This is a genomic window from Synechococcus sp. R6-5 (assembly GCF_047461775.1).
Classification (GTDB): Bacteria; Cyanobacteriota; Cyanobacteriia; order Thermostichales; family Thermostichaceae; genus Thermostichus.
In genome coordinates, this window is record NZ_JANSHV010000324.1 from 1 (window position 1) to 1,187 (window position 1,187).

General features: G+C 61.2%; 2 protein-coding genes. Both read left to right on the forward strand.

What is annotated here, in order from left to right:
• Positions 1-31: 31 nt before the first annotated feature.
• Positions 32-814 carry a hypothetical protein gene (locus NW818_RS13360; protein WP_414424827.1) on the forward strand — a complete coding sequence of 261 codons (783 nt, stop codon included), beginning with the start codon at positions 32-34 and terminating at the stop codon, positions 812-814.
• Positions 815-842: 28 nt separating this feature from the next.
• Positions 843-1,148, forward strand: a complete 306-nt coding sequence (locus NW818_RS13365) for a hypothetical protein (RefSeq protein ID WP_011434047.1) — start codon at positions 843-845, stop codon at positions 1,146-1,148.
• The last annotated feature ends 39 nt before the right edge of the window (positions 1,149-1,187 follow it).

A 1,187-nucleotide genomic window follows, 5' to 3' on the forward strand; every position in this document is an offset into this window, starting at 1 on the left:
GAGAGTTCAGCGTGAATGTATCAGAGCCCTTGTGGCTGTTTGGATCGGCTGGGCGGAGGGGAGCGCTGCCTGGGCAAGGGACATGGCGCCGGCTGCCCCTGGAGTCTCCTCTCCCCCTACTTTGCCCATCCCTTGGGAATGGGTGTACGACTTGCAGGAGCAAGCCCGGCAGCGGCAATGCACATTGGTTGGCCTGTTGCGCAGCGATCCCTTGCCGGCGCCGGATCCCCAGTGGCAGGTGTACACACGGCTAGATTTGGTGGCCACGCCTCAGGCTGGTCGGTTGACCAGTGTGTTGTTTGCCGAGAACACCCGTACTCGGGCCTTGCAGGTTATCTATCAAGCCTCAGGGTCGGTGTACGACCCCGTTGAGGCATTGGATTTTGCCATGATCCTGCCTCTAGCCTGGCAGGGGAACACTTTGCTGGCGCGGGAGTACGAAGGCTGGTTCCAGACCGATTTGAGCTGGGATCGGGCGGTGGTCTGGCCTTTGCCCACTGGCTCGACAGGGATCCCACCGGTGCAAATCTGGGATCCGCCGCCGGCGCTGGGGTATGCTGAGCTGCTGGGCTGGGATCCCCAGGCGCGAGAGCGGGTGCTGTTTGCGGTGGCCGATAGCCTTGGAGAGATGCCCCGCTTGGTGAGCGTGGGCCCAGACCGCCAGGTGTTGCTGCGAGCGCCTGCCGTTGCCCTTTCCCCAACTCCCTCTTCTCTACAGGGGTGGCAGGAGATCCGGCCCAAGGGGGGAGAGCCTCTCTGCCACCAAAGCCGTTTTGGGCTGGAGCAGGGAGGGGAAAATGAAAAATTAAACTGAGATGCAGAAGCCTGTGGGAGCGACAACCATGTCCAAACCGGTGGTGCGGCGGGGCTGGCCTCTGGAGGCCTTTGTCGGGGATGTAATCGTCTGTACCCTAGAGGGATCCCATCTGGATCAGGTGACGGAAATCCGAGTCAGCCCGGCGGGTAAAGGGATCCGAGTCAGCTTTGGGGATCCCTTGGGACGCTCTAAGGAACCGGTGCAGGCCAACGCCGAGGCGCTGACGGTTACCTTTGAGATCGATCCCAGCACCTACCCTGGCGAAAAGCGCATTGAGCTGATCTCGCCGGCAGGGCCCAGCGATCCCCTGCCGTTTTTGGTGATGATGTAGAGGCGCGCAGAAAAGAGCATGACTCTAGTCAATAATAAG